This window comes from Hyphobacterium indicum (assembly GCF_003129605.1).
GTDB classification, from domain to species: Bacteria; Pseudomonadota; Alphaproteobacteria; order Caulobacterales; family Maricaulaceae; genus Hyphobacterium; species Hyphobacterium indicum.
The window spans coordinates 307,544-334,177 of sequence record NZ_QBDX01000002.1; the positions used below are offsets into that span (position 1 = coordinate 307,544).

Annotated in this window: 25 protein-coding genes; 15 read left to right on the top strand and 10 right to left on the bottom strand. The window is 59.1% G+C overall.

Annotation, left to right across the window (positions count from 1 at the left end):
* Positions 1-32: 32 nt before the first annotated feature.
* From lpdA to DBR16_RS05855, 3 genes are all read left to right on the top strand, one after another.
* Positions 33-1,445, top strand: a complete 1,413-nt coding sequence (gene lpdA, locus DBR16_RS05845; protein WP_109260314.1) for a dihydrolipoyl dehydrogenase — start codon at positions 33-35, stop codon at positions 1,443-1,445.
* 73 nt (positions 1,446-1,518) lie between these two features.
* Entirely contained in the window at positions 1,519-2,193 is a 675-nt protein-coding gene (locus DBR16_RS05850; RefSeq protein WP_125184510.1) for a hypothetical protein, read from the top strand.
* 78 nt (positions 2,194-2,271) lie between these two features.
* Positions 2,272-3,009 (top strand): hypothetical protein, encoded by a 738-nt coding sequence (locus DBR16_RS05855; RefSeq protein WP_125184511.1) that lies wholly within the window; start codon positions 2,272-2,274, stop codon positions 3,007-3,009.
* On the opposite strand, the gene DBR16_RS05860 is transcribed toward DBR16_RS05855, so the two are convergent.
* Positions 3,006-4,769, bottom strand: coding sequence for an AMP-binding protein (locus DBR16_RS05860; RefSeq protein WP_233347621.1), 1,764 nt, complete (start codon positions 4,767-4,769; stop codon positions 3,006-3,008). The genes DBR16_RS05855 and DBR16_RS05860 overlap by 4 nt on opposite strands.
* 250 nt (positions 4,770-5,019) lie before the next feature.
* On the opposite strand from DBR16_RS05860, the gene DBR16_RS05865 reads away from it, so the two are divergent.
* From DBR16_RS05865 to DBR16_RS05880, 4 genes are all read left to right on the top strand, one after another.
* Positions 5,020-5,898: a hypothetical protein gene (locus tag DBR16_RS05865; protein ID WP_109260317.1), complete on the top strand. Its 879-nt coding sequence runs from the start codon at positions 5,020-5,022 to the stop codon at positions 5,896-5,898.
* A 48-nt stretch (positions 5,899-5,946) separates the two neighbouring features.
* Complete coding sequence (locus tag DBR16_RS05870; protein ID WP_161539421.1) at positions 5,947-7,206, top strand: bactofilin family protein; 1,260 nt, start codon at positions 5,947-5,949, stop codon at positions 7,204-7,206.
* A 64-nt stretch (positions 7,207-7,270) separates the two neighbouring features.
* Positions 7,271-8,236, top strand: coding sequence for a lipoyl synthase (lipA, locus tag DBR16_RS05875; RefSeq protein WP_109260319.1), 966 nt, complete (start codon positions 7,271-7,273; stop codon positions 8,234-8,236).
* On the top strand, positions 8,233-8,721 hold the full coding sequence (locus tag DBR16_RS05880) for a type II toxin-antitoxin system RatA family toxin (RefSeq protein WP_109260320.1): 489 nt from the start codon (positions 8,233-8,235) through the stop codon (positions 8,719-8,721). The genes lipA and DBR16_RS05880 overlap by 4 nt, the downstream gene beginning before the upstream one ends.
* Here DBR16_RS05880 and DBR16_RS05885 read toward each other — a convergent pair.
* Positions 8,695-9,195 (bottom strand): CinA family protein, encoded by a 501-nt coding sequence (locus DBR16_RS05885; protein WP_109260321.1) that lies wholly within the window; start codon positions 9,193-9,195, stop codon positions 8,695-8,697. The genes DBR16_RS05880 and DBR16_RS05885 overlap by 27 nt on opposite strands.
* A complete protein-coding gene (locus tag DBR16_RS05890) occupies positions 9,188-10,342 on the bottom strand; it encodes a bifunctional 2-C-methyl-D-erythritol 4-phosphate cytidylyltransferase/2-C-methyl-D-erythritol 2,4-cyclodiphosphate synthase (protein ID WP_109260322.1) in 1,155 nt (384 codons plus the stop codon). Before DBR16_RS05890 ends, DBR16_RS05885 begins: the two co-directional genes overlap by 8 nt.
* A gap of 84 nt (positions 10,343-10,426) precedes the next feature.
* On the opposite strand from DBR16_RS05890, the gene dusB reads away from it, so the two are divergent.
* The 8 genes from dusB to hflX all read left to right on the top strand — a co-directional run bounded on the left by dusB (position 10,427) and on the right by hflX (position 20,490).
* A complete protein-coding gene (gene dusB / locus DBR16_RS05895; protein WP_109260323.1) occupies positions 10,427-11,401 on the top strand; it encodes a tRNA dihydrouridine synthase DusB in 975 nt (324 codons plus the stop codon).
* A gap of 66 nt (positions 11,402-11,467) precedes the next feature.
* Positions 11,468-13,720, top strand: a complete 2,253-nt coding sequence (locus tag DBR16_RS05900) for a sensor histidine kinase NtrY-like (RefSeq protein WP_109260324.1) — start codon at positions 11,468-11,470, stop codon at positions 13,718-13,720.
* Between the two features lie 3 nt (positions 13,721-13,723).
* The gene (gene ntrX / locus DBR16_RS05905) at positions 13,724-15,127 is read left to right on the top strand and encodes a nitrogen assimilation response regulator NtrX (RefSeq protein WP_109260325.1); all 1,404 of its coding nucleotides are present in this window, start codon (positions 13,724-13,726) and stop codon (positions 15,125-15,127) included.
* A 12-nt stretch (positions 15,128-15,139) separates the two neighbouring features.
* Positions 15,140-16,513: a Trk system potassium transporter TrkA gene (gene trkA / locus DBR16_RS05910; protein WP_109260326.1), complete on the top strand. Its 1,374-nt coding sequence runs from the start codon at positions 15,140-15,142 to the stop codon at positions 16,511-16,513.
* Positions 16,514-16,518: 5 nt separating this feature from the next.
* Positions 16,519-17,931, top strand: a complete 1,413-nt coding sequence (locus tag DBR16_RS05915; RefSeq protein WP_109260327.1) for a potassium transporter TrkG — start codon at positions 16,519-16,521, stop codon at positions 17,929-17,931.
* 5 nt (positions 17,932-17,936) lie between these two features.
* Positions 17,937-18,860, top strand: a complete 924-nt coding sequence (locus tag DBR16_RS05920; protein ID WP_109260328.1) for a D-amino-acid transaminase — start codon at positions 17,937-17,939, stop codon at positions 18,858-18,860.
* 44 nt (positions 18,861-18,904) lie between these two features.
* Complete coding sequence (gene hfq, locus DBR16_RS05925) at positions 18,905-19,165, top strand: RNA chaperone Hfq (RefSeq protein ID WP_109260329.1); 261 nt, start codon at positions 18,905-18,907, stop codon at positions 19,163-19,165.
* The gene (gene hflX, locus DBR16_RS05930; protein WP_109260330.1) at positions 19,162-20,490 is read left to right on the top strand and encodes a GTPase HflX; all 1,329 of its coding nucleotides are present in this window, start codon (positions 19,162-19,164) and stop codon (positions 20,488-20,490) included. Before hfq ends, hflX begins: the two co-directional genes overlap by 4 nt.
* On the opposite strand, the gene mazG is transcribed toward hflX, so the two are convergent.
* From mazG to DBR16_RS05965, 7 genes are all read right to left on the bottom strand, one after another.
* Complete coding sequence (gene mazG / locus DBR16_RS05935; RefSeq protein ID WP_109260331.1) at positions 20,487-21,284, bottom strand: nucleoside triphosphate pyrophosphohydrolase; 798 nt, start codon at positions 21,282-21,284, stop codon at positions 20,487-20,489. The two genes, hflX and mazG, sit on opposite strands and share 4 nt — an antisense overlap.
* Before the next feature lie 81 nt (positions 21,285-21,365).
* The gene (locus tag DBR16_RS05940; RefSeq protein ID WP_109260332.1) at positions 21,366-22,214 is read right to left on the bottom strand and encodes an MBL fold metallo-hydrolase; all 849 of its coding nucleotides are present in this window, start codon (positions 22,212-22,214) and stop codon (positions 21,366-21,368) included.
* Positions 22,211-22,996: a TatD family hydrolase gene (locus DBR16_RS05945; protein ID WP_109260333.1), complete on the bottom strand. Its 786-nt coding sequence runs from the start codon at positions 22,994-22,996 to the stop codon at positions 22,211-22,213. The genes DBR16_RS05940 and DBR16_RS05945 overlap by 4 nt, the downstream gene beginning before the upstream one ends.
* Positions 22,997-23,000: 4 nt before the next feature.
* Positions 23,001-24,008, bottom strand: coding sequence for a DNA polymerase III subunit delta' (locus DBR16_RS05950; RefSeq protein ID WP_161539422.1), 1,008 nt, complete (start codon positions 24,006-24,008; stop codon positions 23,001-23,003).
* Positions 24,001-24,633, bottom strand: coding sequence for a dTMP kinase (gene tmk, locus DBR16_RS05955; RefSeq protein ID WP_109260335.1), 633 nt, complete (start codon positions 24,631-24,633; stop codon positions 24,001-24,003). The genes DBR16_RS05950 and tmk overlap by 8 nt, the downstream gene beginning before the upstream one ends.
* Positions 24,633-25,766, bottom strand: coding sequence for a D-alanyl-D-alanine carboxypeptidase family protein (locus DBR16_RS05960; RefSeq protein WP_109260336.1), 1,134 nt, complete (start codon positions 25,764-25,766; stop codon positions 24,633-24,635). Before DBR16_RS05960 ends, tmk begins: the two co-directional genes overlap by 1 nt.
* Positions 25,767-25,848: 82 nt before the next feature.
* Positions 25,849-26,595, bottom strand: a complete 747-nt coding sequence (locus DBR16_RS05965; protein ID WP_233347622.1) for a septal ring lytic transglycosylase RlpA family protein — start codon at positions 26,593-26,595, stop codon at positions 25,849-25,851.
* Positions 26,596-26,634: the final 39 nt, after the last annotated feature.

The following is a 26,634-nucleotide window of genomic DNA, read 5'->3' on the forward strand; positions in this document are numbered from 1 at the left end:
CCCGAGCCAGCAAGTGCAAGGAGTTATCCCGTATGGCCGAGCAATTTGACCTCATCGTGATTGGCAGTGGTCCGGGCGGCTATGTGACCGCCATCCGCGCCGCCCAACTCGGCTTGAAGACCGCCATTGTCGAACGCGACCAGCTCGGCGGGATCTGCCTCAACTGGGGCTGCATTCCGACCAAGGCGCTGCTGCGGACCTCCGAAATCTATCATCTGATGCACCGCGCGGACGAGTTCGGCCTGTCGGCCAAGGCCATCTCCTTTGACATCAGGAAGGTGGTCGAGCGCTCACGGAAGGTTGCGGGACGTCTCTCCGGCGGTGTCGGTATGTTGATGAAAAAGAACAAGATCACGGTGATCGAGGGAACAGCGCGCCTGGAAAAGGGCCGCGCGGCGCCGAAAGTCATCGTGACCGGCAAGGACAAGAAAGACACGGCCTACGAGGCCAAAAACGTCATCCTCGCCACCGGCGCCCGCGCCCGCACGGTGCCGCAGGCCGGCCTCGAGCCGGACGGCAAGCAGATCTGGACCTATCGCGAAGCCATGGTGCCGGAGGAGATGCCGAAATCTCTCCTCGTCATCGGATCGGGCGCGATCGGCATCGAGTTCGCCAGCTTCTACAAGACCATGGGCGCGGATGTAACAGTCGTCGAGATGATGGACCGCGTCCTGCCGGTCGAGGATGAGGAGATCTCCGCCTTCGCCGCCAAGCAGTTCAAGAAACAGGGGATGAAGCTCATCACTGGCGCGCAGGTCGAAAAACTCGACAAGGGCGCAAAGTCAGTCAAGGCAGCGATCAAGACAAAGGACGGCAAGAACCAGACCATCGAGGTCGAGAAAGTCATCCTCGCCATCGGAATCACCGGTAATGTTGAAAATCTCGGCCTCGAGGATCTCGGCGTGAAGGTCGAGCGCGGGCATATCGTCATCGACGGCTATGGTGCGACTAATGTCAAAGGCCTCTACGCCATCGGTGATGTCGCCGGCCCGCCCTGGCTGGCACACAAGGCCAGCCATGAAGGCATTATCTGCGTCGAGAAGATCGCCGGGAAAAATCCACACGCCATGGACACGTCCAACATACCCGGCTGCACCTATTGCCATCCGCAAATCGCCTCCGTCGGCCTGACCGAGGCCAAAGCGAAAGAGGCCGGGCACGAGGTGAAGGTCGGCCGCTTCCCCTTTGTCGGCAATGGCAAGGCGATTGCCCTGGGCGAGGATCAGGGGCTGATCAAGACGGTGTTCGACGCCAAAACCGGTGAATTGCTGGGCGCCCACATGGTCGGGGCCGAAGTCACCGAGCTCATACAGGGCTTCATGGTCGGCAAGGTGCTCGAGACCACCGAGCAGGAATTGATGCACGCCATCTTCCCGCACCCGACGCTCTCGGAAATGATGCATGAGAGCGTGCTCGATGCCTATGACCGGGTTCTGCACATCTAGTGCATCCGGACGCGGCCTGACCTGCATCTCTCCAGCATAGGCCCGATAGCGGGACAGCACAGGGAGACAGGTGATGAGAGCGATACTGATGATCACGGCGGCAGCTACCGCATTGGCAGGATGCAGCTATTCAGCGCGCGGTCCGGCCGATAACCGCTCGATCGAACGGGCCGGTCTGGTGGCTGCGGGCGACGTCGATTCGACAGGCAGTGCTGACTATTCCGGCATGTTTGTCGATGCCGGCGGCAATATAGATCGAGACCTGTCGCTCGCCGGTGCCAATGTCGTTTCCGATGCGCGCGTGGGCGGCAATCTGAACATTGAAGGCGCGCGGATACGCTTCACCGGAAGCGTGGACGGTGACACCGAGATTGCCGGTGCAACCATGTATCTGAATGGCCGTTTCGGCGGCCGTATGGAAGTCATGGGGGCTCGCGCCACGATTGACGGAGACGTGCTCGGCGAACTTGACGCCATGGGAGCCCGTTTCAACCTTCTGGGCCATTTCGCGGCGCCGGTCCGCATTTATGGCGGGGGTGGCGAAGGCCGCAATGGCCGCGTCGTCATCAGCGGTACGCTCGAAGAGGGTGGCTATATCTGTGCCCAGCATGTTGATTTCCGCAGCAATGCCCGGGTCAACGGCCCGCTGCACATCATTGCCGAACGCCGCCCGGATTGGGACGGCGCCTTTGACTTTGAAGCTCTGGGCACGCGTGATTGCGAGGATATCCGCCGCAATCGTGGCTGATGCCTCTTGATTTTTATCGCGGAATGAAAAAGGTGAGCAGCGGAAGGGGCTCTCTTGAATCCTTGAAGGGAGCTTGAAATGACTAAATCACTCTTTTTGCTGACCGCTTCGGCGGCAGTTTTGCTGGCATCGCCTGTTATGGCGCAGAGCCAGAACGTCTCCATGTCCGGCATTACGGTCGACTATTCCGGTGATGTCGCTGGAAATGGTGAATTCTCCGGAGCCACGGTCGACGTCTCCGGCAGCTTCGGTGGTGATCTCGAGGTTTCCGGTGCCGCCACAGAGATCAATGCCGAAGTCGGAGAAGATCTCGAAGCCAGCGGCGGTGCCGTGGAAATCTCCGGTTCTGTTGGTGGCAATGCCGAAATCAGTGGCGGGGCCGTGGATATCAATCTGCAGGTCGCGGGCCGGGCCGAGATTTCCGGCGGCGCGGTGGACGTATCTTCCGGCTCGGTCTTTTCCGGCGATGTCGAGATCGCAGCCGGAGCATTGGAATTTGGCGGACACGCCATGTCCGGGCTCCAGATCCGTTTTGGCGACATGGAATTTTCCGGCCGCGCGGATCAGGCCGTCGATCTTGAAGGCAATAACCGCGAGGGCATTTTCCGCCGCCGTGATCGCAGCGAGATCGAGATCAGCGGAATTCTGGACGCTGGCGGTACGATCTGCGCCCACGAAGTCCGATTCCTCAATGGCGCTGAAGTCAATGGCCCGCTGACGGTTCTGGCCGATGATGAACCGGACTATGCCGCAGGCTTCGACGCTTCCAATATCAGCTATGCCCTGCGCGAACGGGAAAGCTGCCGCGGCGATTAATCCTCGCCCTTGGCGAGTTTTTCGATCGCCACATAGTTGATCTTGCCAGTGCCCAGGACGGGGATCTCGGAAACCGGGATCACCCGTTTCGGGATGGCCAGCTCGGCAATTCCGTGGCTGCGGGCAAAGGCCACCATGTCACCACGCTCGGCATTGGGGTATTCTGTTACGATGACGATCTGCTCGCCTTTCCGGGCGTCAGGCAGGGTGACAGCAGCATGCAGGCAGTCAGGCCACAGTGAAGTCGCGATATTTTCGACCACCGCCAGCGACACCATTTCGCCGCCGATCTTGGCAAACCGCTTCTGCCGCCCGCGGATCTGCACACAGCCTTCCTCGTCAAAACTGACAATATCGCCGGTATCATGCCAACCATCCTCGGGCGGGTGGATGACACCGGGCTGGTCGCTGAAAATATAGCCCTGCATGACATTCGGACCCTTGACGTGCAGACGGCCTCCATCGGAAATGCCCTCGACCGGCTCCAGCCGTGCCCTCATTCCGGGAATCATGCGGCCGACCGTGCCGGGCTTGTTGCGCTGCGGTTGATTGACGGCGATCACCGGTGCTGCTTCCGTAGCGCCATATCCTTCCAGCACCATCAGATCGAATTCGCGCCGCACCATGGTGCGTGTTTCATCCTTCACCCGTTCGGCACCACAGACGACAAAGCGCAGGGAATCAAAATCGCCCTTGTCCGCGACCCGGGCATACTGGTTCAGGAAGGTGTCGGTTGCGAACAGCACTGTGGATTTCGTCTTCCGCACACGCTCCATGATGGTTTTGCCTTGCAGCGGGCTGGGGTGCAGAACAGCCGGAATTCCGACAAAAAGCGGCAATAAAAGCCCGCCTGTCAGACCGAAACTGTGGAAGGTCGGCAGGGAGTTGAAGACAATATCTGTTGGCAGGATGTCCACATGCGCCCGAGCCTGTTCGACATTGGCGACCAGATTCATATGACTGAGGGCGACTCCCTTGGGATCGCCTTCGGTGCCCGAGGTGAACAGGATGACGGCTGTATCGTCCGGGCTGACGCGCGTGGCCACCAGGTCCGGGAAGATCGGCCCCAGCACGGCCCTGACCTTGTCGCCCAGGGAAATGTTTTCGCGGACATCCTCAAGATAGATCATTTCATGATCCTGCTTGAGATGCCCTTCAAGCTCTTCCAGCCCGCCCAGTTCGATAAATTTGTGCGCCGTGACGATTTTTGTCGCCTGCGCGGCCCGGCAGGCCGCCTTGATCGCTTTTGCGCCGGCTGTGAAATTCAGCATGGCGGGAATGCGCCCATAGGTATTCAGCGCGAAGAACGCGATTCCCGAACCGGCACCTGTGGGAAGCAGTACGGCGACTTTCTCGCCCTTTTCGGTCAGCTTTGCGAGGGCTGAGCCCAAGGCAAACGACGCCCGCAGCATTTCATTATAGTCCAGCTGGCGCCCGTCAGCATCGATAATAACGACGGTCTTGCCCCCGACCTTGTTTTTGGCCCGCAACATTGCCTGGAGTACGGACTTTCGGGCGCGAGACAAACGGAAAGGCTCCCCCTCGATCTGCGGCCAGGAAGAGGGATCAATCGCAGGCGGATTGTCGCCATCGGTTGTCACGTCATCGCCGCCATCCGGGACGATATCCGCGGAGGTCAGTTTGCCGGGACCGGCGTCATGATTGCGAACCTCATCCAAGCCTTCAGCTGCCGGAATATCCGGACCAGACATGTTGGGGCCAGTGAAAGAGGTGTCGTCCGCGGCTTTGCGGTCGGTCATCATGATCTCCCCGTGTAACGCTTTGGCGCGCTTGTCATATCATTGACGCAGACGTTAAGCGGTGTGCCAGGCGCTGAAAAGCCCGAAATTCGCCTCTCCGCACGATTTGCGCAGCATTAGAACTGCCAAAATTTATCGAAAAACGAAAAATCGCTTTCATATCGAATTTCGATATGCTAGATAGGAATCACCGCTGGGGAGCGATCAGGACGGACTTATCCTTCGTCCATCGAGTCTGGAGTTTTCGGGCATGAAAAGATTTCTTGCCATAAGCGTGTCTGCGAGCGCGCTCATCGTGGCTGGTTGCAGCAATAACGCATCCGCCACAGTCCATGTCGACGCTCAAAATCACAATGGCCGTGATGGTGCGCATCATTTTGATCAGGACGGCGATGCCAGCCTGATGGCGGGTGATATGCGCATCGCCGGCCGTATTGGCGGTGACTTGTCGGTCATCGGTTCTGATTTGCATGTATCGGCCGGAATTGGCGGCGACATGTCGCTCGTCGGGTCCGACATCATATTCGAGGGCAGTGTCGGCAGTGAGGCCAATATCGCAGGCAGTGACGTTGCCTGGTCGGGCAATGCCCGCGGCGATGTCGACATCGCCGGCAGTGACGTGAATTGGTCCGGTACAACGGAACGCAGCCTGTCAATTGCCGGCAGCGATGTCATGATTGACGGCAGGATCGGCGAGGATCTCGACATTGCCGGAAGCGATATTGAAGTGTCACGTGACAGCGACGTTGGCGGCAATCTTTCCATGGCAGGCAGCGACCTTGAACTCTTCGGCTCTGTCGGCGGTAATGCCAGCCTGGCCGGCAGCTCGGCCGAAATAGAAGGTCCTGTTGATGGCCGTCTTATCGCCGTTGCCTATTCGAGGCGCGGATGGAGCTGGTCTTCAGGCAACACTCATCAACGCGTCCGTATCAATGCGGCCATAGGAGAGGGCAGTGCAGTATGCGCCCGCCGCGTCGTGATTGGTCCTGAGATGGTGATAACCGGACAATTGGCCGTTTTTGCCGAAGAGGCTCCGGTGTTCGAAGCCGGGGCATCGCAATCCAGCGTGACATTCGAGGCCATTGACGGACGCGACTGTAACGACCTTCTGGAACCCTTTGACCGCTAGTTTTTCTTTGCACTCACTCGTTACGCTTGGGGGCGAACGGAGGTAATGATGCTTATACGTTCACTGCTGCTCGCGGCCGGACTGGCCGCCACGCTCGCCTCGGGCGCATGGGCCCAGCATTTTGGTGGCCATGTCGAGCTTCGCGATGTTGACCGCGATGGCGACCTCAAGGTCATCGCCGGCTCTGCGGAAATCTCAGGGCGGATCGGCGAAGATCTTGCTGTGTTCGGCGGCAGCATTGTCATCGACGCCCAGGTTGAAGGCGATATCCGCGTGGCCGGCGGAAATGTGACCGTCACTGGAACTGTTGGCGGGGATGCGGAAGTTGCCGGCGGGTCGGTCGAGCTGACAGTCGATATCGGTGACAGTGCCGAATTTGCCGGCGGTTATGTCGAATATTCTGGTACAATCGGCGGATCGCTGGATTCGGCTGCTGGCGTGCTGGAGATCGCCGAGGGCAGTGTCGTCACGGGCCCGGCCGATATGGCCGGTCAATCGATCACGTTGCGGGGCCATTTCCTCGACACCGTCGAGATTCTGGCTCAGGACGTCGTTATATCCGGCCGCATAGATGGCGATGTTGAGATCGAGGCCGAGCGCCTCACCATCGAACCCGGAGCCGTCATTTCCGGCCGTCTGGAATATTTCGGCCCGTCCGAGCCCGAGATTTCGCCTGATGCCACATTGGCAAATGGCGTTGAATACACATACCGCCTGATCGAGCTTGATTGGGACGGCGACCAGTTTAGCGATATTGATTTCGATTTCGATATCGTTCCGCCGGCCGAATTCTTTGCGGTATCCGGCGTCGCCTTTTCGCTTCTGCTGGGCCTGTTGGCGCTCGTGATGATGCCGAAAGGCGTCACCCGTCTGTCGACGAAATTCCGGAAGCACCCGCTTCTGGCTCCGTTGATCGGTCTGTTCCTGCTTCCGATGGGCTGGATCATGCTGATGACCGCTGGCACGGTGCTCCTGTTCATCTCCGTTGTGGGGATCGTACTGATACCCTTCTGGTGGGTTTTCGGCATATTCCTGCTCTTGCTGGCCTATCCACTCGGGGCGATTGCCGTCGGCGACTGTATTTTCAATCGCGCCGGAAAGCCCAATCCCGGCCTGGGAATGCGGCTTCTGGGGATGGCCGTTGTCCTGATCCTGTCAGCTGCGCTCTGGATATTGCCGCCTCTGGCTGTGATTGCGTCGCTGATCCTGTCCTGGATCGGCCTTGGGTCCTGGATGCTGGCCGCTTTTGGTCGCAAGGACGATAATGGCGGCAGCCCGGCTGCCGCATCCGCCGATACTTCTGTCTAGGCGCTGAACACAAATTGCGGGCGGTGCTTGAAGCCGCCCGCAACTAGCGCCATGTTGCGCCGCAATGGCCAATCTTATCGACACCCTCGCGGAGACCCCGCGGCCCCGGCATCCGGAAAAGCAGCATCGCCCGGACAATCCGGTCCTGCGCAAGCCGGACTGGATCCGTGTCAAGGCACCGGTTGGCGGCGAGTATGCTGAAACCCGCAATATCGTGAAAGATAACAATCTGATCACGGTCTGCGAGGAAGCCGGATGCCCGAATATCGGTGAATGCTGGACCCAGAAACATGCCACATTCATGATTCTGGGGGACACCTGCACCCGCGCCTGTGCCTTCTGCAATGTAAAAACCGGCCTACCGTCGCCGGTCGATCATGATGAGGCCAATCGCATCGGCGACGCGGTCGTCAAGATGGGGCTCAAACACGTCGTCATCACTTCCGTGGATCGCGATGATCTGGAAGATGGCGGTGCGCAACATTTCGTCGATGTGATCAAGGCCATTCGCGCGGCATCGCCCGGGACCACCATTGAAATCCTTACGCCGGATTTCCTCCGTAAGGACGGCGCGATCAATACGGTGATCGATGCCCGTCCGGACGTCTTCAATCACAATTTGGAAACGGTGCCTCGGCTCTATCTCTCTATTCGGCCCGGCGCCCGCTATTACCACTCCCTGCGCCTCCTTGAGCAGGTGAAAGAACGCGATCCGTCCCAGTTCACAAAGTCCGGCCTGATGGTTGGCCTCGGCGAGAGCAAGGAGGAGGTCATGCAGGTGATGGATGATATGCGCTCGGCCGGAATCGATTTCCTGACCATTGGCCAGTATCTCCAACCCACGCGCAAGCATGCTTCGGTTCAGCGTTTTGTCGAACCGCAGGAATTCAAGGCCTATGAGACCATTGCCCGGGCCAAGGGCTTCCTGATGGTCTCGGCAACACCACTGACGCGCTCCAGCTATCATGCCGGCGATGATTTCGTGCGCCTTCGTGCGGCACGTGACGCTTCGCTCGCTGGCGGCAGATGATTTCCCGGCATTCCGAACGCTTGCGGGTGCGTCATGCGCCGGCCGATATATTCGCGCTTGTCTCCGATGTCGAACGCTATCCCGATTTCATTCCCTATCTGACCTCGTTGCGGATTCTCAGTCGCGAATCCTCTGGATCACAACTGGTTTTCGTGGCGGAGGCGGTCGCCCGCTACAAATTCGCCCGGGAACGTTTTGTGACGCGCGTCACGGCGGATGCCGCCGCGCTGCGTGTTTCAGTCAACCTTGTGGAGGGGCCGTTTCACATTCTGCGTAATGTCTGGCAGATGTCGGAGCTGAGTGATGGCTCGACGGCGATCGATTTCGAGTTGGAATTCCAGTTCAATAACATGGTTCTGGACATGCTGATCCGCGCGAACAAGCAGCGCGCCGTACACAAGATGATCGGACATTTCGTTCAGGAAGCTGACAGGCGCTATCCTGTGACCGGCCGGGCTTCAGGACCGTCCGACGCCGGACAGTAGCAATTCGAGCGCCTGCTTTACCGACGCCTGCCGCACAACGTCGCGGCCGATATCACCGAATCTCTGTTCCAGTGTCTCGATGAGGCCGGACGAGGTCGCCAGACCAAACCAGACGAGGCCGGCCGGTTTTACATCACTCCCGCCAGGGCCCGCGATTCCGGTAATTGAAACGGCCACATCTGCGCCCGATGCCGACAATGCGCCGAGCGCCATTTCCCGGGCAACAGCTTCGGACACCGCACCGAATTCCGCAATCAAATCCGGGTCCACTCCGAGACTGTCGATCTTTGCCGTATTTGAATAGGTAATATAGCCGCGGTCATAAGCGTCAGATGATCCCGGAATGCGCGTGATAGCCCCCCCGACCAGCCCGCCGGTACAGCTTTCCGCCGTCGCAAGTCGCAGCTTTCGCGCTGAAGCGGTTTCAACAACACGAAAGGCCAGGGCGCTTATTTCAGCTTCGACATCATGCATGTCGTTTCACCGTTACGATCGCCTGCGCGGCAATGCCTTCGCCGCGCCCCGTGAAGCCCAGACCTTCCGTGGTAGTGGCTTTGATATTCACAGAGGCGGTCGGCAAGCCCAGCAATTCTGCGACTCTTTCCTGCATGGCCGCACGAAAGGGGCCGATCCTGGGTTGCTCACAGATCAAAGTGATATCCGCATGTAACACCTGCGCGCCCACCTTGTGGAGCAGTGCCAGCGCATGTTCGACAAAAGCCGAAGATGCTGCGCCTTTCCATTGCGGATCAGAGGGCGGAAAATGTTGACCGATATCGCCCGCGCAGATGGTGCCGAGCAGGGCGTCGACCAGGGCATGCAGGCCGGCATCCGCATCAGAATGCCCGATCAGCTCGAATTCACAGGGGATTTCCACACCGCAGAGCCAAACGCCCTGTCCGGGACCCAGGCGATGAACATCAAATCCGGACCCGCTGACGGTGGTCATACTATCACCTGTTCTGACTGGCATCTGAAAGTCTTCGGGAAAGGTGAGTTTGATATTCGCCGGTTCGCCGTCCACGATTTTCACAGGGATGCCGGCGGCGCGCATCAGGCTGGCTTCATCGGGAAAGTCCCGGTTGGACTCTCTTGCCTCGAAAGCGCCGAGCAGCGACTGGAACTGAAACGCCTGCGGAGTCTGTACGCGCACCAACAGATTACGATCCACGCTGTCACCGATAGCATCCTGCTCTCTGGTGAAAGTCGCATCTGTGACAGGCAAACCCGGTACGGCTGCCTCTGACCCAGCCAGAGCATCACACAGGCGTTGTATCAAATCATGTGAAACGAAAGGGCGGGCGGCATCGTGAATCAGAACATGATCAGGTGCGTGATCGGCTAGCGCCAGTAACCCCCTATGGACTGACTGGTTTCTCGTAGTCCCACCAAAACAATGCATTGCACCGATATATTCATTTGCCAGATCAAAATACGCCTGATCGTCAGGATGGATCACCACACAGACCGTATCAATGGCGGGATGCGTATGAAATGCCCGCAGCGTCTGCGCCAGCACTGACTCTCCGCCCATGTCGCGATATTGCTTCGGCAGGCCACCGCCGGCCCGGTGTCCACGGCCGGCGGCAACGATCAGGGCGGCGGTTGTGGTCTGTGACACGGGTGAGGCGCCTCAACTTGCGATTCAGGGAGCTCCTCTATAGGTTCCGCCAGCTTTTTAGACCAGCCGCGAAGTAAATGTCTCATGATTCAACTGGGTCCACACCGGATAGACGCGCGCGCCATGCTGGCGCCGATGTCTGGTGTGACAGACCTGCCCTTCCGGGCCCAGGCCCGCGCGTTTGGGGCCAGGATGGTCGTCAGTGAAATGGTTGCCAGCGAGGAATTCGTGACCGGCGGCAAGCAGGCCTGGGAAAAGGCTGCGCTGGATGATGGTGCCGGCCTGAAAATACTGCAGCTGGCCGGCCGTGAAGCCCGATGGATGCATGAAGCCGCAAAAATCGCCGAAGGCGAGGGCGCTGACATCATCGACATCAATATGGGCTGCCCGGCACGCAAGGTCACCAATGGCCTCTCGGGCTCGGCGCTGATGCGTGATCTGGATCATGCCATGAGCCTGATCGAGGCGACACTGGCGGCGGTAAAAGTGCCGGTAACTCTGAAAATGCGCCTCGGCTGGGATCACGAAAACCTGAATGCGCCCGAACTTGCCAGTCGGGCGGAAGCAGCGGGTGTCCGCTTGATAACCGTTCATGGCCGGACCCGTCAGCAATTCTACAAGGGACAGGCGGATTGGGCGCGGGTCGGTGATGTAAAAGCTGCGGTCTCTGTTCCGGTTGTGGTCAATGGCGACATACGTGACCTGCCGACGGCGCGCGCTGCTCTCGATCGGTCTGGCGCGGACATGGTTATGATTGGCCGGGCCGCCGAGGGGCGTCCATGGTTGATTGCCGAGCTCGATTCCGCTCTTGCCGGGGAGGTGCGCAGCATATCGATGGCGGACAAGTTGTCGGCGTTGACGGCGCAGCTCGAGAGGTCATTGATCTTCTACGGCGATCACATAGGCCTGCGGATGATGCGCAAGCATCTGGCGGCCTTTGCCGGTGTTGAATTCGCTGCCGACCCCGGATTGCGGCAAGGCCTGTGCCAGACGGCTGAGCCCGCGACAGTTTTCAAATTGCTTTCTGGTCTGCAACAGCGCACCCATATCGCCGCCTGACAGCCCTGTGTCATTCGCGACACAAGGGCGTTGATTTTCAGCAACAACTCGGCGAAACTCTTTGGAATGTCGGTGGATAACAGCGATCCTTCCTCACCGGATTTCCCGGAATCCGCAAACCTTCCCCGCGCAATCGTGGTTGCGCTCTGGGCCGGTGTCGGCGTTTCAACGGCCATTCTCATCCTTGCCGCATTCATTCTGATCTTTGGCGATGACCAGACATTTCCCGGGCGACAGAATCTGGTCCTGCTGCTGATTGCCAACCTTGTCTTGTTGTCCGGTCTGGCCGGACTCGTCGGTTTCCGTGTGGCGCGGCGCTTTGCCGGGCGCAAATATGGAGAGCCGGCACCACGGCTGCACCTCCGTTTCATTGCCATGTTTTCCCTGGCAGCCGTCGCCCCGGCCATTTTGATGGCGCTTTTTCTCGGAGGCGTGCTGACCCGCGGGGTGGAATACTGGTTTGGTGAGCGTGTGAATACCGTGGTTGAGTCCGCCGCTGAAACCGCTGCGGTGATTGTGGAACAGCAGTCCCAGCAGGCACTGAACGAAATCCAGCTTATGGCATTTGACATCTCTGGCGCTGAGCCGGTTGCAGCGTTTTCGGAGGACCCGGAGACCTACACAGCCTATTTCCGCCGCCAGGCAATCGTTCGCAGCTTTCCGTCAGCCTATCTGGTGGACAGTGAAGGCAATATCCTTGTCAGGGCAGAAGATTCTGGCTCTCCGGCTTTTGTGAGCCCGTCACAGCGCCTTTATCAACTGGCGCGGGACGGCGATCTCGGCGTCTCCGACCCGGAACAGGCGACCGGCAGCGAGCCGGCCTTGCGGGGGTTGCTGCTGTTGCCGGCATATGAGGATGCTTTTCTCTATGTCACGCTGGATGTCGACCTTTCCTTACTGCTGCGCGCCCAGGCGGCACTCGATGATTTCCGGTCAGCGACCGAGAGCGAAGCGGAAACCCGTCTGGTATTCATTCTGGTCTATCTCGAAACCGCTTTCCTGATCCTTCTGGGCGCCGTCTGGCTAGCCCTGTCTGCGGCCACACGGGTTGTGCGGCCTGTCGCCAGCCTGGTTCGGGCCGCCGAACAGGTTCGTCAGGGCAATCTGGACACACGTGTCGAAGTTCACCGCGAAGACGATGAAATCGCCACACTGGGACGGGCTTTTAACCGGATGACCCGGCAGCTGCGCGGTCAGCGCCGCGAACTCCTCATGGCACACGGCCAGTCCGAAAACCGCAGGGCCTTCACCGAGGCCGTCCTGTCAGGGATCAGCGCAGGCGTGATCCGGATAGATGATCAGGACCGCATTACGCTGGCCAATCGTCCGGCCTGTGATCTCCTGGGCCGAGATGAAGACAAGCTCGTTGGGCAGGAATTGGCACAGGTGTCGCCGGAACTGGAGAGCGTGGCGGTTCAGGCGCGTCAACGCCCGGGCGATATCGCCAGCTCGCAGATAGAATTGTCCGAAGACGAGGAACGCCCGATCAGCCTGAACGTCCGCGCCGGCCTGGATCCCGATGCAGGACTTATCCTGACATTCGATGATGTCAGCCGCCTTGTGGCCGCACAACGCAGCGCGGCCTGGCGCGACGTGGCGCGCCGGATTGCGCATGAAATCAAGAACCCGCTAACACCGATCCAGCTCTCGGCCGAGCGCCTGCAACGGCGCTACCGCAAACAGGTGAATGAGGACGATGTCGAGACATTCGATCGATGCGTAGCGACCATAGTGCGTCAGGTCAGTGATATTGGCCGGATGGTTGATGAATTCTCGTCATTCGCCCGGATGCCGCAGCCGAAAATCGAGCCTGTCGGCATGACAGACCTGATCCGGAATGTTGTGTTCGCCCAGCGGGTTGCCAGCCCGGCCGTGTCCATCGAGTTTTCTCATCCTGACGCTGATATCCATGCAGAATGCGACGAACGCTTGGCCGCGCAAGCGCTGACCAACATTGTCAAGAATGCCGCGGAAAGCGTCACCGCGCGCATGGAATCCATTGCCGGAACCAAGCTGAAGGGACGTATTCAGCTCACACTTTCCGCAACCGACGGATTCGCCGAAATCATTATTCAGGACAATGGGCTGGGCTGGCCCTTGGCCAATCGCGAGCGCCTGACCGAACCCTATATGACAACGCGCGAAAAGGGGACCGGCCTCGGTCTCGCAATCGTCAAACGGGTGATGGAAGACCATCGTGGGCGCTTGGAACTCGATCAGCCCGATGAAGGCCATGGGGCCATCGTCCGCATGAAATTTCCGATGTCGAGCCAGACTGGCCCGGATATCGCTTCTGAAACCGAAAATGCCCAGGTGTGAGACATGGCCAACGACATTCTCATTGTAGATGACGAAGAAGATATCCGCGATCTGGTCGCCGGATTGCTCGAGGATGAGGGCTATCAGGCCCGCGAAGCGGCGAATGCCGATGATGCGCTGGCGGCTTTGCGAACGCGCAAGCCATCGCTCGTCATTCTTGATGTCTGGCTGCAGGGAAGCCGGCTGGACGGGATCGAATTGCTGGAAGAGATGAAAAAGGTTGACCCGGAATTGCCGGTCATCGTGATCTCGGGACATGGCACGATCGAGACCGCGGTCGCGGCTATCCGCAAGGGAGCCTATGATTTCATCGAAAAACCGTTCAAGAGCGACAAGCTGATCCTGACGATTGAACGCGCCATGGAAGCCAGCCAGTTGCGCCGGGAAAACGCTGAATTGAAGGCGAGGGGCCCGGGCGAACCGGAACTCGTTGGCAAGTCAGGACCGATTTCCCAATTGCGGCAGTTGATCGAGCGCGTCGGGCCGACCAATAGCCGTGTTCTGATTTGTGGTCCCGCCGGAAGCGGCAAAGAAGTTGTCGCGCGTCTGATCCATGCCAGGTCACCCCGCGCCAAGGCTCCCTTCATTGCCGTCAATGCCGCGGGCATGGAGCCTGACCGCGTCGAGGAAGAATTGTTCGGCTCGGAAACCGAACAGGGGCTCGTCTCGCAGGTCGGCCTTCTGGAGCGGGCCCACGGGGGCACGCTCTTCTTCGATGAAATTGGTGATATGCCCATCGCAACGCAGAATAAATTGCTGCGCATGCTGGTCGATTCCAGCTTCCGTCGCCTGGGCGGCGGTGGCGACGTCAAAATCAATGTTCGAGTGATATCATCATCCTCGCGGAATCTGCGCGATCATATTTCGGCGGGCTTGTTCCGAGAGGACCTTTACCACCGTCTTGCCGTCGTGCCGGTGGATGTGCCCGGTCTTTCCGAAAGGCGCGAAGATATTCCACTCCTGGTCGATCATTTCCTGTCGCGCATTACCAGCTATTCCGGCCTGACCAAGCGCGAGATCGGCGAAGACGCCATGGCAGCGCTCCAGGCTCATGACTGGCCCGGTAATGTCCGCCAGTTGCGCAACAATGTCGAACGTCTGCTGATTCTGACCTCTGGCAATCCGGACGGGCCAATCACACTCGATTCGCTGCCATCCGAAGTGGCGGGGCGCGAAACAGACGATAGCGGCTTTGACGCCGAGCGGATGATCGCTCTGCCGCTGCGCGATGCACGTGAAAAATTCGAACGTGAATATCTGAAATCGCAGATCAACCGCTTTGGTGGCAACATTTCCCGCACAGCCGCATTTATCGGCATGGAACGCTCCGCCTTGCATCGCAAGCTGAAGTCTTTAGGGGTAAATACCTCTGAAGCCCGCTCGGATGGCGAGCTCGCCGAGGAATAAGGATTTGACGCCATGAAGGCTGTCGTTTGTGGGGCCGGGCGCGTCGGATACGGCATCGCTAAGGCATTGTCGCGTGAAGGCAATGCGGTAACGGTCGTCGACTGGTCACAAGACCTGATTTCACAGATTACAACGGATCTCGATGTCCGCGGAATTGTGGGACATGGATCGCATCCCGAAGCGCTGGAGCGTGCTGGCGCAGCTGATGCGGAATTGCTTGTGGCCGTCACCCACTCCGATGAAACCAATATGATCGCCTGTCAGGTGGCCCACTCGCTTTTCAAGACGCCGATGCGGATCGCCCGGGTCCGGGCTCAAGCCTATCTCGATCCGGCCTGGCGGGGCCTGTTCTCGACCGGCAACCTGCCTGTCGACGTGGTTATTTCGCCTGAGCTGGAGGTTGGCCGGGCCATTCTGCAGCGTGTGGAGACGCCGGGAGCATTTTCCACTGCGCTCTTTGCAGGCGGCCGCGTCCAGCTGCTGGGCATAAGGATGGAGGAAGACAGTCCGGTCGCCGGATCTTCCATTGAGCAGATCCGCGAGATTTTCCCGGACCTCCGGCTATCACTGTGTGGTGTCATGCGTGATGGCAAGCTGTTTGTCCCGACCGTCACCGACCCCCTGCTGGCCGACGACGAGATCTATATCTCGATCGAGCCTTCCATGCTGGAACGGGCACTGCAGATCTTCGGACAGAAGGCGGAAAAGGTTCGCCGGGTTGTGATTATCGGTGCCGGCAATATCGGCGTTTACGTGGCCCAGGCGCTCGAACGCCTCGGACACGTCAAGGTCCGCCTTATAGAAGCCGACAAGAAGCGAGCGGAAAGCGCGGCTGACCAGCTCAAGAAGACCGTCGTGCTGCATGGGGACGGCCTGACTCCGGACCTGTTGCGTGAAGCCGGCGCGGACAGGGCCGAATTGGTCGTCTGTGTCACCAATGACGACAAGGTCAATTTGCTCAGCTCTGTGATGGCCAAGAGTGAAGGGGCAGGGCGGTCGATCTGTCTGGTCAATGAGCAGGCTTTCCAGCCACTTCGCGAACCACTGCAAGTGGATGCCTTCATCGACCCGAGAACGACCACCGTTTCGACTATTCTCCAGCACATCCGGCGTGGGCGCATCACTGGCCTGCAATCCATTGCCGGTGGTCTCGCCGAGGCGCTGGAAGGCGTCATCCTGGCCACATCGCCGCTGCTCGGAAAATCAATAGATGAACTGGAACTGCCCGACAATGTAACGATTGGCGCTTTGGTTCAGGCCGGAAAGATCTACATGCCGGGTGAGGGGGCGATCGTAAAAGAAGGCGACAGGATGCTATTGTTTGCAGAATCCGCTGCCGTTTCCAAGGTCGAACGCCTCTTCCGCGTCAGCCTGGACTACTTCTAGCGAGGATGAATTCGCTCGGCTTCCTCCGGCCACTGGGGCAGACATGGACTGCACTCGCGATCGTGATTTTCGCTATCGCCCTTGTCTCACTCCTGGCCCAGTCATGGTTTGCCGCGCGGGCGTTTCTGGTCACGGCCGGGACAATGGGCTTTGCAGGTGGTTTGATCTGGTCCGCGACGACAGGAACAACGGTCGTCGCGCGGGCGACTGAAGCCTCTGCCTATGTAATGGCGCTTTGGGTGCTGACCCCGCTCTTCCTGATAATTCCCTTTCTGATGCTCTTGCCTGGCATGAGCTATCCGGAAGCCTTGTTTGAATCCTATTCCGCTTTCACGACCACAGGGGCCATATTGCGGGCACCGGAAAACGTGACGGACACAATAATCTTCTGGCGTTGTCTTCTGAGTTTTCTGGGCGGGTATATGACGCTTTTAACGGCGGCCGGCGTTCTCGCGGCTTTTGATAATTCGGGGCTTGAATTACGCAAGTCCATTCTCCTGACGGTCAGTAAGGAGAATATTTTCTCGAATCTCCATGTCGCGGCCCGGCGCATAGCTTTTATCTATTGCGGTCTGACGGCAGTGGGATTCCTGTTGCTCCTTGCCTCACAAGTGCCGGCCTTCGAAGCGCTTTGCCTGGCTTTCTCCGCAATATCGACGGGCGGTTACACGGTAACCTCAGGGGCTCTGGACGGTCAGGTCAATGGCCTTGCCATAGCCATTCTGGCCGCAATCACGTTCATAGGCGCGAGCAATATTGCTTATCTACGCAATCTGGTGTCACGCCATGAGACCGGGCTCAATATGGAACCATTGGCCATGATTGCGGCCATAGCGGCGCTGGCTTTCCTCTTCTTTCTCGGGACCGCACATGTGGCGGGACCGCATCACGTTATCGCAGACGCTATCTTCGTGGTGACCACCACCGGGTTTACAGTGTCCAATTCGGCCGGGCATGTCCCGCTTGCGGCTGTGTTGGCAGCAATGATCGGCGGTGCCGTGGCATCAACGGCAGGCGGCCTGAAGATTTCCAGACTTGTCATCCTCTCCCGCACAGCGTTGGCCGAATTGGCGCGCATGGCGCACCCCTCCGGCATTGTGTCGGTGAAATTCCGGGGCCGGACGACGTCCAACCCGGCCATGCTGGCGCTCTGGGCCACGGTTCTCGGTTATATCGGGCTGGTCGCCATAGGCGTTGTGCTGTTGGCATTTTCCGGCGAGCCGTTTGAAGCCGCCTGGAGTGCGGCTGCAACAGCCATCGCCAATGCCGGCCCCTTGCATGACCAATTGTCGCCAGATCATGCTTGGGCTGACATGAAACCTGTTTCTCTCGGAATTACGGTCTTGCTTATGGTGCTTGGACGGCTTGAAGTATTGGCTGGCCTCGCCGCGATAGCCTCGCTTTTCAGAAGGTTCTGATTTCCATGTCCCGCATTGCCTACGTCAATGGCCGGTTTGTCCGGCACCGTGATGCCTGCATTCATATCGAGGACCGCGGCAATCAGTTTGCCGATGCCGTCTATGAAGTCTGGGGCGTCAGGGGTGGCGCACTGATGGATTTTGACGGCCATATGACGCGTCTGGCCCGGTCGCTGTCGGAATTGCAGATCCGGCCACCCATGAGCAATGCGTCATTGAGCGTTATTCTGGCCCGCATGGTCGCGCTCAATCACATCGGGAATGGCTTGATCTATCTGCAGATTTCGCGTGGTCAGGCCCGTCGGGATCACATTTTCCCACCACTGGATACGCGGCCGGGGATCATGATCACAGCCAAACCGGTCAATTTCGAAAAGGCGGAAGTTCGTGCCGGAAAAGGCATTTCTGTTATCACACAGCCGGACATCCGCTGGGCCCGCCGCGATATAAAATCCGTGTCATTGCTGCCGAATGTACTGGCAAAGCAAGCTGCAGCTGAAGCCGGTGCAGGAGAGTGCTGGATGATCGATGCAGACGGGTTCATTACCGAGGCCTCTGCCTCGAATGTCTGGATCGTCACCGCTGATGGCACACTGGTCACCCGCCCGGCATCGAATGATATTCTCAATGGCATTACCCGGCGCACCTTGTTCGAGCTGGCGCGGAATGCGGGTATCAAGACGCAGGAGCGTCCGTTCACGCGCGATGAAGCACTTTCGGCCCGCGAAGCCTTCATCACTTCTGCATCGGCGTTTTTGACACCTGTCGTGGAAATTGACGGAAAATCGGTCGCAAACGGTCATCCGGGCACGTTTTCCTTGCAGCTTCGCGCGTCTTATGTTGCAACTGCGAACGAACGTGCTCGTAAACAGATAAACCGCCCGTCGGTCTGGCTGGTTGCGCGCCGGGGCGAACGCCCTGTAAATTAGGCAAACGGTTCGGTGAAAAGAACAAGAACAACTGGAGCAGGCCAATGTCTGGCGAACGCAAAAGCAATAATCTGCAGGACGTCTTCCTCAATTCCGTCCGCAAAACAAAAACGCCTCTGACCATTTTTCTGGTCAATGGTGTCAAGCTCCAGGGCGTTGTGACCTGGTTCGATAATTTCTGCCTGCTACTGCGACGCGACGGTCAATCCCAGCTGGTCTACAAGCATGCGATTTCCACCATCATGCCATCTGCACCGGTCTCCCTGTTTGAGGCCGAACAGGATGATGAGGACAGCGAAGATTGATCGAAACCGGAACGCCCGCTGACAAGGCTATCGTCATTCGCGCCCGGTTGGGCGGCGAAGATCCAGAAGAAAATGCGCGGCTGGAAGAAGCCACCGGACTGGCCGAAGCACTCGGTCTTGACGTTGTCGAATCCACGTTCGCACCGGTACGCAAGATTGACCCGGGCCGTTTCTTCGGCCGGGGCAAGCTGGAAGAGATCGGGGCACATATCGCGGAAATCGGTGCCACGGTAGCCGTCGTTGACGCCGCCCTGTCACCGGTCCAGCAACGCAATCTTGAAAAAGCCTGGAAGATCAAGGTCGTCGACAGAACCGGCCTGATTCTGGAAATATTCGGTCTGCGGGCGCGCACCCGCGAAGGCCGGTTGCAGGTCGAGCTGGCCCGGCTGGCCTATGAACGCTCGCGCCTGGTCCGGACATGGACCCACCTTGAACGTCAGCGTGGCGGGCAGGGCTTTATGGGCGGTCCCGGTGAGACCCAGATCGAGGCCGACCGGCGTATCCTGGCGGACAAGATGGGACGATTGCGCCGCGAACTGGAAGAAGTTCGCCGCACCCGTGCCCTGCATCGCAAATCCCGTCAGGTCGCGCCTTATCCGATGGTGGCGATCGTTGGCTACACAAATGCCGGCAAGTCCACTCTGTTCAACCGGATCACGGGGGCAGGGGTGTTCGCCAAGGACATGCCCTTTGCCACGCTCGATACGACCATTCGCGGCTTCAAGTCACCGGCCGGGACCCAGTTGCTGTTATCAGATACAGTCGGTTTCATCACCGATTTGCCCACGGAACTTGTAGCTGCTTTCCGGGCGACGCTGGAAGAAGTCCGCGAAGCCGACATCATTGTGCATGTCCTGGACGTCTCGGCGGTCGATTTCGAAACCCGCCGCCGCGAAGTCGAAGCCATTCTCGACGCCATAGATGCCGGCAGCGAACATGGTCAGCCGGTCATCGAGGTCTTTAACAAGATTGACCTCTGGAAAGATGAGGACGGGCTGGATCCGGACAGTCTCGCCGATCTGCCCCGCAAGAGCGAAGACGCCATCTGCGCCATCAGCCTGTCTGCACAGACAGGCGAGGGGATTGATCGCCTTCTCCATGCCATTGACCGTGCCATGGCAGAGAAATCCGTCATGCTGGAAGTCAAGGCCGGCGTCCGCGATCAACGTGCACTGGCCTGGCTACACCAGCATGGTGCCGTTATCTCGGAAAGCGTGGATGAAAAGGGCGTAACGACAGCTCACGCGCGCCTGTCGCCCGAGGCTGCAGGCCGGTTTGCGTCCCAGTTTCCGGAACTCGCCCCGAATTTCGAGGATGCCGGCTAGCTGTTCTCCTGGCCCTTGGCGTCGACCCAGAGGGCTTCCATTTCATCCAGCGCGGTCTGGCGGATATCGCGCTTTTGGGCTTTGAGCGCCGCTTCAATATAACGGAATCGGCGCTCGAATTTGGCATTCGCGCGCCGCAAGGCTGCCTCACTGTCTACTTTCATTTTTCGCGCCAAATTCGTACAGACAAACAATAAATCCCCGATTTCATCTTCGATCTTATCGGCATCATTTGACGCAATGGCTTCGCGGACTTCTGCCAATTCCTCATCCACCTTTTCCAGAACGCGCCCTGCATCCGGCCAGTCAAATCCGACCGTAGCGGCCCGTTTCTGGAGTTTTTGCGCGCGTTTCAGGCCGGGCAGGGCCAGCGGAACATCATCCAGCAAGCCATCGAACCCTGTCTTTTCCTTGCGTTCTGCGGCCTTCAGGCGTTCCCAGTCCTGCGTTTGTGCCTCCGCATCAGCATAGGATTTGTTACCAAAAACATGGGGATGGCGGTTCACCATCTTGTCGGATATTGCCGTGGCAACATCGTCCAGGTCGAAAAGGCCGGCTTCTTCGGCCATGCGGGAATGAAACACGACCTGCAACAAAAGATCGCCGAGCTCATTCTTCAGGTCCGCCATATCACCGCGCCGAATGGCGTCATCGACTTCATAGGCTTCCTCGATCGTATAGGGCGCGACGGTTTCAAACGTTTGTGCAACATCCCATGGGCAGCCATTTTCGGGATTACGAAGGCGCTCCATGATGGACCGCAGACGCTGGAGGGGAGATTGGTTATTTCTCATGCTCGCCTTCAGTTCTGATATCTAAAATGCGCATAATGTATATTATGAGACATATTATATGTCATTCTTATCATTGGACCTTCAGGCGGCCCATGTTGAAGCCTCGCATTTCAGCGTCATGCCGTCAAAGGCCGGTACAACGGTTTTTGGCAGTCTGGCCAAGAGCGTTTCATAGTCGAGATCAACATGAAGATTGGTGAGTATGCCCCGCCCGGCGCCAGCGCGATCCAGCCAGGCCAAAGCATCACTGACACTTGCATGCGTAGGATGCGGGGTTTCGCGCAATGCATCGACAATCCAGACTGGCACGCCGTTCAGAATGTCAAAGGCGCGATCCGGGACCGCGCTGACATCCGGCGAATAGGCAAAGGGGCCGAACCGGAAACCGCCCGCGATGATTCCACCGTGTTCCAGACGCATCAAGGTGACCGGCATCGCTCCGCCCGGGCCATCAACACGAAAGTATTCGCCTTCATCTGGAATGCCACGCGCCGCGAGAATCGCAGGATATGGTGATCCTTCGCGCGCCTCGAACACGTATTTGAAGCGCGTCGTCAAGCTCTGGGCCGTTTCAGGCATCATCCAGACCGGTAACCGCTTGCGGGCACGCAGCACATAGGGCCGCAAATCATCGATACCATGGGTCTGATCGGCATGATCATGGGTATAAATGACCGCATCAAGGCGTTTCACGCTGGCCGACAGCATCTGCTCACGAAAATCAGGGGATGTATCGATCACCGAAACTGTCCGGGTTCCCGACTGGAATAATTGAATATTATCCGCATATTCGACGAGAATACTGCAGCGTCTGCGGCGGTTTTTCGGATTGCCCGGGTCGCAAGCGCCCCAATCCCCGTCCGGCCGCGGCACACCGCCCGACGACCCGCAACCAAGGATCGTCACCTGCCAGACAGATGTCTCCGTCATACCGGACGCTCCGCCTTGGTGAACAGGCGGAAGAAAGCATCAGTGGTCTTTTGCTCCCCCTCTTCCCGGCTCCAGCCAAGTGTATCGCACACGCCGGTCAGTACATCCGGGAGAAACGCCGGTTCATTGCGGCGTCCCCGATGTGGCATCGGCGCAAGATATGGACAATCCGTCTCGATGATCACGCGATCTGCCGGGATGTGATCACGGAAAACAGTGCGGACATCCTCTGCTTTCCTGAAAGTGATGATCCCCGAGGCGGCGAAATACGCGCCAAGGGCCGCACCGCGCACCGCCAGTTCTGCGCCGCCGGTATAACAATGCAGCAATGTCCGGAAAGCTCCCCTGCCCGTTTCTTCTTCCAGAAGGGCCGCCATCTCGCTATCGGCCTCTCTGGTGTGCAGGATGAGCGGCAAATCCGTGCGTCTGGCGGCCTCTATATGCGTGCGCAGGCTTTGAAACTGATCCTCACGCGGGCTGTATCCATAGTGAAAGTCCAGCCCGGTTTCGCCAATTCCTATCACTTTCGGATGCTGGGCGATCTCGATCAGCTCGTCTGCACTGATATCCGGGCGGTCCTTGGCATGGTGCGGATGCGCGCCGATCGTGCACCAGATATCCTCATGCGCTTCAGCAATCGCCGAAACAGCCTCGAAATCCGACAACCGGCAACAAATGGCAATCATCCCACCAACACCGGCTGCGCGAGCGCGTTCAAGGACCTCTGGCAAATCCTCGGCATAGGTTTCACCGTGTAGATTGGTGTGACTGTCGATCAGCATGGCCTCAATTCCGGCTGGCGCGGGCCGCGCTCTCCATATGGGCAAATGCAGCGAGTGCGGCCTGTTTGGCATCCAGATACACGCCTTCGGCTTCCGTTTCGAGATTCTGGATGGACTTCCATGCATCAAGCCAGGCTTCGGGTGCCTGACCATTTTCTGCATTTTCCTTGGCCAGCCGCGCCGCATTTCGCGCCAGTGAGGCATAAAGATGCGGACGCAGGGATTCTCCAGCCTTGGATGAAACCCTGGCGGCCAGGCGTCGGCTAGCGCGCGCATCCCAGTTCGGCAGGCGGTCCAGAAGAGTCCGAACATCCTTTTCCAGTTCCACCGCGCCGGACTGCAGCAGCGCCAGCGCCCGTCCCGGCGCGCCGGAGGCTAAAGCCGAGGCGGCCGCAGCCTGTTCGGCCGGCACACCGTGTATGCGGATCAACCAGTCGCGTGTTTCATCGACGGGCGGCGATCTCAGTTCCAGCTGACGGCATCGGGACCGGATCGTCGGCAAGAGCCGCCCCGGCGAATGCGTAACCAGAAAGAGGAGGCCTTGCGTTGGCGGCTCTTCCAATGTCTTCAGCAAGCCATTGGCCGCATTGCGGTTGAATTCATCCAGCGAGTCGATGATGGCGATGCGCCAGCCGTCCTCGCCACCACTGCGCGAGAAGAAGTCCGGAACCCGCCGCACCTCATCAATCGTGATTTCGCCCCGCCAACGCTTGCGCTTGTCATCCCAGGGCCGCCGGATGGTCAGAAGATTGGGGTGAGCCTGGGCCCGAACTTTTTGCCGGGCGGCGTCAGGGGAACCGCTACCCGCCAGCAGCTGCAGGGCCGCCGTGTAGGCAAGACTGGCCTTGCCGACCCCTTTGGGACCGGTAATCATCCAGGCATGATGCAAGCGTCCGGACCGGCGGGCGGCGTCAAACTGGGCCAGCGCGGCGTCATGGCCGAACAGCGCGGCGATCTCGCGCGGCGGAGCGCAACCGGCTTCGCAATCGGGCTCGAGGTCGGGGCTACTCATCATTCAAACGGTCCATCACCGCGCTCAGCGCCCTGGCTGCGACTTTATCGGCATCATCTTCACCCTTCAGCGTCACGAAACGGTCTGGTTCGTCCGCCGCCAATTGCCGGAAGCAATTCCGCAGGCGCTCATGAAACGCCAGCGCCTTGGATTCAAACCGCACTTCCAGTCCCAGCCGGTCGCGCGTCCGCGCCAGCCCGGTTTCCGGCGGTATATCAATCAAAAGCGTCAGTGCGGGTTGAAAATCGCCAAGCGCAAGACGATGCAGGGCTTTCAGGCGGGCAAGCTCAATACCGCCCGCTGCGCCCTGATATGCCATGGTCGAATCCGCGAACCGATCGGAAATGACAATCGCCCCGCGGCCGATGGCGGGTTGAATGACTTTCTCGACATGGTCGACGCGGGCTGCGTAGAACAAAAGAGCTTCGGTCATCGCCGACCAGCGTTCGGTATCGCCTTTGACCAGCAAATCCCGGATTTGTTCGGCCCCGGGTGTACCGCCGGGTTCACGCGTCAGGACAACATCGCGGCCATGCGCAATCAGCGCCGTTTGCAAGGCCCGGGCGAGTGTGGACTTTCCGGCCCCCTCACCGCCTTCCAGCGAGATAAACAATCCCTTCGGCATCAGTTGACGCCGAACAGGCTGCCCAGTCCGGCCAGTGCGCGTCCGATGAGGCCCTGCTTGGCCACCGTCCCGGCAGCTTCAAGCGCAAACTGACGTGTTTCCATACCCGGAGCCGACACTTCCAGGCGCGCAATCACATCCCCTTCGGCCACGGGAGCGGCAATCGGACCATCATAGACAATTTCGGCCTGGAGATCGCCGCGGGCCCGAACATGCAGTCCGACGCGCGCATCTTCTGTCAGCCGCAGCGCAACCGTTTCCGCCTGTCCCAGAAACAGATCGGCTTCACCCACCACATCACCGGCAGTGCCCAGTTCAACCAGAGTGAAATCGGCCAGCGCAGCGCGCATCAGGCGTTCGCCTTCACTGGCCCGTGCCCGTTCGCTTTCCATACCGTTATAGACGACGATACGGCGCGCACCGTCACGTTCGCCGGAGGCAACGAGGCCGTATCCGCTTTCCTCGGTATGACCGGTTTTGAGCCCATCAACCTCGTCCATGGTCGCCAGCAGCGGGTTGCGGTTGAACTGGCGGATGCCGTTATAGGTGAATTCCCGGACATCGAAGATTTCATAGAATTCCGGGTATTCGCGGATGATGATGGCCGCAAGCCGGGCCAGATCAATGGCACTGATCCGTTGATCCGGATGCGGCCAGCCGGTCGAATTTGCGAACCGCGCACTGGACAGGCCCAGCTCACGCGCCCGCACCGTCATATCAGCCGCGAACGCGCTTTCAGACCCGGATATCGCCTCGGCGAGCACGATGCAGGCATCATTGCCGGATTGAACGATGATGCTGCGGATCAGATCATCCACACGTGCCCGTGAATGGACCTCCAGAAACATGGTGGAGGAGCCCGAAGCCGCTCCGCCAGTCCGCCATGCATGTTCGGAAACCGGCAATTCATCGTCCAGCGACAATGCGCCCCGTTCGATAGCTTCAAACGCCATCAGCAGCGTCATCAGCTTCGACATGGAAGCCGGCGGCATCGGCTCATCACCATTGTGGTTGAACAGGACTTCGCCGGTTTCGTAATCCAGAATGACAGCATGGCTGGCGGATGTCTGGAAGTCCTGCGCCTGCGCCAGCGAAGCGAAAGTAAACAGGCAGAATACTATGAGTGCGCGCACGGGCGTTTCTCCATCACGGAATCAGACAGCCAGAAGACAAGGCTGATTGAAACGCGATGGAGGGCTGGCGTCCAGCCTGCTGTCAGTTCAGCGCCACAACCCGCGCGTCGTACACGCCGTATCGCGACAGATCCCGGCTGAGTATATCGGCATCAGAACGCGCTAGATCGCTGCCTACATAAACCCGGTAGATACGCCTTCCGGCTGACCGGGCATCTTCAATCCGCACATCCCCGGCAGATGCCAGGCGCTGGCGAAGAGCTTCTGCATTGGCGCGCTCCGAGAAGGCACCGGCCTGGACACGAAATCGGGTATTGCCATTGCTGGCCGTATAGATGTGGCTTTCCGCCACCGTTCCGGCCGGCGCCACGCCCTCGGGCGGGCCAAGATACCGCACCCTCACCCGCGCCAGCCCCTGCTCGAGAAAACCGAGTTCAATAGCGGCCGCACGGCTGACGTCCAGGATCCGGTCGCCTGCAAACGGACCCCGATCATTGAGCCGCAATACGGCTGATCTGCCATTTTCAAGATTGGTAACCTCGATCATGCTGGGAATCGGCAGGGTCGTATGCGCCGCTGTCAGCAGGTTCTGGTCAAAAATTTCACCATTGGCCGTAGGAAGGCCTTGGAAATTCGGCCCGTACCAGGAGGAAATCCCGGTGGCATCATAATCATCGTCCCGTGCCGGCACATAGGTGCGACCGGCAATGGTATAGGGCCGTCCTATTTTCTGCTCGCCACTACCCCCATTCCAGGCCGGGCTGGCCGAACCGGAAGAACCCGCAGATGTCGAGCGGGAGGGGGGTGATACAATATCGATCCCGCGCACGATATGTGATGCTGATGACGAGCATGCGCCTAGAAACGC